The sequence below is a fragment of the Stenotrophomonas sp. GD04024 genome (genome assembly GCF_029837545.1).
Taxonomy (GTDB): domain Bacteria; phylum Pseudomonadota; class Gammaproteobacteria; order Xanthomonadales; family Xanthomonadaceae; genus Stenotrophomonas; species Stenotrophomonas forensis.
Window position 1 is genome coordinate 1 of the sequence record NZ_JAOEDV010000140.1, and the last position, 4561, is coordinate 4561.

Annotated in this window: 5 protein-coding genes; 4 read left to right on the forward strand and 1 reads right to left on the reverse strand. The window is 67.4% G+C overall.

Annotation, left to right across the window (positions count from 1 at the left end; all coding sequences use genetic code 11):
* Positions 1-1070 (reverse strand): lipid A deacylase LpxR family protein (locus tag N7590_RS21810; protein WP_279935895.1); only part of this gene is annotated, 1070 nt, incomplete at its 3' end.
* Positions 1071-1414: 344 nt separating this feature from the next.
* On the opposite strand from N7590_RS21810, the gene N7590_RS21815 reads away from it, so the two are divergent.
* The 4 genes from N7590_RS21815 to lipA form a co-directional block, all read left to right on the forward strand.
* A complete protein-coding gene (locus N7590_RS21815) occupies positions 1415-2407 on the forward strand; it encodes a CsgG/HfaB family protein (protein WP_008267582.1) in 993 nt (330 codons plus the stop codon).
* Positions 2408-2577: 170 nt separating this feature from the next.
* Complete coding sequence (locus N7590_RS21820) at positions 2578-2856, forward strand: YbeD family protein (protein WP_005411067.1); 279 nt, start codon at positions 2578-2580, stop codon at positions 2854-2856.
* Positions 2844-3554, forward strand: coding sequence for a lipoyl(octanoyl) transferase LipB (lipB, locus tag N7590_RS21825; protein WP_164241907.1), 711 nt, complete (start codon positions 2844-2846; stop codon positions 3552-3554). The genes N7590_RS21820 and lipB overlap by 13 nt, the downstream gene beginning before the upstream one ends.
* Before the next feature lie 18 nt (positions 3555-3572).
* Positions 3573-4561, forward strand: a 989-nt coding sequence (gene lipA, locus N7590_RS21830; RefSeq protein WP_279935896.1) for a lipoyl synthase, incomplete at its 3' end; no start/stop codon positions are given.

A 4561-nucleotide genomic window follows, 5' to 3' on the forward strand; every position in this document is an offset into this window, starting at 1 on the left:
AGCGAGCGGCTGATGGTGAAGCTGCCGAACACCGGGGCCTCGCGCTGGCCGTAGAACTCGCGGGTACTGTGGTAGCGCGCCACCGCGAACTTCCAGCGGCCATGGGTCAGCGCCATGCCATAGCCGCCCTGGGCGACCACGTGGCGCTTGTCCACGCTGTGGCTGCTGCGGAACGTGTTGCCGTCCAGGGTGATGTCGCGGATCACCCAGGCCGCGTCGGTGGTGACGAACATGTGCCACGACCAGCCGCTGGGACGGCCGCCACGCGTCGGCGCGGTGTTCTCGCCGGCCGGACGCAGCGGCGTGCTGCCGAAATCATCGGGCAGCTTCCAGCCGAAACGCACTTCACCGCCGGCATTGGCCTTGGTTTCCAGGTTGCCGATCGCACCGCCATAGTGGCTGATCGCATCCCAGCCCCAGCCGCCGGCATTGACGCTGGCATCGGCCGGCCAGCGGCGCATGCGCTCGTGGGTCAGCATGAACAGCGGTTCGTTGTGCAGCTGGTTGTCCCAGCCTTCGAACTTCTTGTCATTGAGGATGTCGTGCACCGCATCCTGCACCTGCTTGCCCTGTGCCCATGGACCGACCACGCCCAGCGTCAGCTGGGTGGTCTGCAGGCGGTCGCCGCTGCGCGCGTTGAAGCCAAAGCTGGCGATCAGCACGCCGGCATACGGTCGATCATCCTTGATCAGGTCGCGGCGGGCCGGATCGGTCGGGGTGAAGATGCCCTGGCCGATGCTGAAGATCATGTTCTGCTGCTCGAACCTGCCCGGGTGCAGGCCTTCCAGGTACTGGTTCACCCAGCGCGCCATGCGCGGCAGGCAGGGGTCATCGGTGTAGTCGACCAGGTTCGGCGAGACCAGGGTCAGCTGGGCGCCGTTGGTGTAGCCCTGGTCCTGGTGGCGGCCACCGAACAGGTCGTTGTCGACGCGGATGTTGACCTGTGGCGGGTGGTCGCGCATCGCATCCGGGCCGCATCGTTCGGCGGCCTGGGCGGCAAGGGGGAGGGCAGCGGCAAGCAGGCCGGACAGCCCGAGGGCTGCAAGGCGGGGGTGGGAAGGGGGGCTCATCGGGGCGCGGGTTCTTTTGTCGATTTCAGCCGCGACACGGTACCCCCAGGTGGTCGCCAAAACGACCACATGGCGCTCACTTGTCTGTTCCGAAAACAACATTGTCCAACCGACACAATGTGATACGTGGAGTCGGGGCGGGCCCGCCGGCTGGCGCCATCGCCCGGGTTGGCCAAATCTGTCGTCATCCGCACTTTCCAGTCAGCTGCGGTTGTGGTTGGGTCCCTGCATGCCCTATCCTCTGCGCCGGCGCCTGGGGAGGCGCCACCAAAGGATTCAGGTCCCAGACCCTTTCTCAACCCATGGATTGTGCTTCGCCGTCGGCGAAGTGCTGGATGACTCATATGAACAAATCGAATTCGCTCGCCCCCGTGCTGGCCTGCGCGCTGCTGGGTGCCGGCCTGTTGGGCGTCAGTGCCCCGGCGTCGGCGGGTCTGCGCGACAGCTTCGCAAACAGCCGCACCTCTGCCCAGGAGCAGAGCAAGAAGGGCCAGGCCGAGATTCCGGTCTGCACCAAGCCGCTGGGTTCCATCTCGGTGATCGAGCCGGAAGACGTGGTGAACTGGTGGACCGGCCAGCAGCTGCCGGCGCCTTCGAAGCTGATCAAGGTCTTCGTCAACAAGTCCAAGTGCTTCACCCTGGTGGACCGTGGCGTCGGCATGGCCGCTGCCCAGGCCGAGCGTGCGCTGGCCAGCGAAGGCCAGCTGCGCGGCCGCTCCAACATCGGCAAGGGCCAGATCCGCGCCGCCGACTACGTGCTGGTGCCGGACCTGATCTCGCAGAACAGCAACGCCGGCGGCAACGCCATCGGTGGCCTGCTGGGCGGCCTGATCGGCGGCAAGGCCGGTGCGGTGGTCAGCGGCCTGAACTTCCGCAGCAAGACCGCGGACGTGACCCTCACCCTCACCGACGTGCGCTCCTCCGAGCAGGTGGCCATCGTCGAGGGCAACTCGAAGAAGACCGACCTGGGCTGGGGCGCCGGTGGCGGCCTGTTCGGCGGCGGCGGCATCGGCGCGATGGGCGTGGGTGGCTATGCCAACACCGAAATCGGCCAGGTGATCACCCTGGCCTACCTGCAGGCCTACACCAACATGGTGGCCGAGCTGGGCGGCCTGCCGGCCAATGCCTCGGCGGCCAATTCCGGCCAGGCAGTGACCATGCTCAAGGCCGGTCGCCTGCTGGCCAATGCCAAGGGCACCGGTGCGCCGGTGCGCTCGCTGGAGCCGGGCATGCTGCTGTACCCCACCGGCGTCAAGGAAGGCACCATGTGGGAAGTGGAAGACGAAATGGGCAACAAGGGCTGGGTCAATTCCACCCTGATGGAAACGGCCAAGTAAGCCGCCTGCGTGCCGGCCTCGCGCCGGCACGCGCCGCCTGCCGGGGCCGGTCTTCGTGGACGGCCCTGCCAGGGGCGCGGCCCCGCTGCAACGCAGCGGCTCGCCGGTGCCGCCTTTGACTTTGATGAATACTCTTGGGTTTGTTGCCCTGCGGCCCGATAATGGGGGGCATGGAAATCAAGTCCGACAACCCCGACCACGGCTTCCAGTTCCCCGGCCAGTTCGAGCTCAGCGCCATGGGCCCGGCCAACCGCGGCCTGGAGCATGAGCTTCCCCGTCTGCTGCTGGCTGCCGGCATCGATGTGGTGAACGAACGCATCAGCTGGAAGCATTCGTCCAACGGCAAGTACGTGTCCGTCCGCATCGTGTTCAAGGCCGAGAGCCGCGAGCAGTACGACCTGGCGCACCAGGCGCTGCGCGACCACCCGGAAGTGAAGTGGACGCTGTAGCCGACAGCTGCCCGGCCGACGCCGCCCCGGAAGACCGCGCGCCGCGTCCGGCGGTGGTCCGTGACCTCGGCCGCCAGGCCTATGAACCGGTGTGGCGCGCCATGCAGCGCTTCACCGACCAGCGCAGCGACGCCGACGCCGACGAGCTGTGGGTGGTCGAGCACGATCCGGTGTTCACCCTGGGCCAGGCTGGCAAGGACGAGCACGTGCTGGCGCCGGGCGAGATCCCGGTGCTGCACGTGGACCGCGGCGGCCAGGTGACCTATCACGGCCCCGGCCAGATCGTGGTCTATCCGCTGCTGCGGCTGCCGCGGCTGGGCATTGGTGTGCGCGACTATGTCTGCCGCATCGAGCAGGCCCTCATCGATACCCTGGCCGAGTGGAACATCGGTGCCGAACGCCGCGAGGGTGCCCCGGGTGTCTACGTCGGCGGCGCCAAGATCGCTGCGCTCGGCATCCGCGTGCGCCGCGGCTGCACCTTCCATGGCCTGGCCTTCAACGTGTCCATGGACCTGGAACCCTTCCACCGCATCAACCCCTGTGGCTATCAGGGGTTGCAGGTGACATCGGTAGTAGACTTGGGCGGGCCCTCCGGGATGGAGGCCGTCAAGCCGGTGCTGCTGGACCACCTGGCCCGCCAGTTCGGCCTGCTGCTGCAGCACACGCCCGAACTGCCTGATCTTTCTGCGGCCGCCTGACCGCCCCCCGGAACTGCCATGACTGAAACCACCGCCCGTTCCATTCCCCTGCAGATCGTGCAGGGCGACTCTCCGTCCGCCGCGCCGTTGCAGGCCGGGGTCAAGCAGCTGGGCGGTGACAAGATCAACCGCTCGCCGGTGCAGTTCGCCGATGCGCCGGTGCTGCGCAAGCCGTCCTGGATCCGCGTGCGCATTCCCTCGGGCAATGCCGTGCAGAACCTGAAGGCCAAGCTGCGCGAGAACCGCCTGGTGACCGTGTGCGAGGAAGCCAGCTGCCCGAACATCCACGAATGCTTCGGCCACGGCACGGCCACCTTCATGATTCTCGGCGAGGTCTGCACCCGCCGCTGCTCGTTCTGCGACGTGGCCCACGGCCGCCCCAAGCCGCCGGATGCCAACGAGCCGGCCAGCCTGGGCCAGACCGTGGCCGACATGGGCCTGAAGTACGTGGTGGTGACCAGTGTCGATCGCGATGACCTGCGCGACGGCGGTGCCCAGCACTTCGTCGACTGCATCACCGCCATCCGCGAGAAGTCGCCGGGTACCCGCATTGAAGTGCTGACCCCCGATTTCCGCGGCAAGGGCCGCATGGAGCGCGCGCTGGAGATCCTGGCGCAGAACCCGCCGGATGTGTTCAACCACAACATCGAGACCGTGCCGGACCTGTACCGCAACGTGCGCCCGGGCGCGGATTACCAGTGGTCGCTGAACCTGCTGAAGAACTTCAAGGCGCAGCACCCGGAGGTGCCGACCAAGAGCGGCATCATGCTGGGCCTGGGCGAGGAGTTCGAGCAGATCAAGGCCACCATGCGTGACCTGCGCGCGCATGACGTGGACATGATCACCATCGGCCAGTACCTGCAGCCGACCGCGCACCACCACCCGGTGCTGAAGTACTGGACCCCCGAGGACTACAAGGCGCTGGAAGACTACGGCTACGAGCTGGGCTTCAGCCACGTGGCGTCCGGCCCGATGGTGCGCTCGTCATACCACGCCGACGTGCAGGC

Excerpts from the sequence above, each read along its gene's own strand:
- N7590_RS21815 (WP_008267582.1), top strand. The coding sequence starts at position 1,415 with ATGAACAAATCGAATTCGCTCGCCCCCGTGCTGGCCTGCGCGCTGCTG.
- N7590_RS21820 (WP_005411067.1), top strand. The coding sequence starts at position 2,578 with ATGGAAATCAAGTCCGACAACCCCGACCACGGCTTCCAGTTCCCCGGC.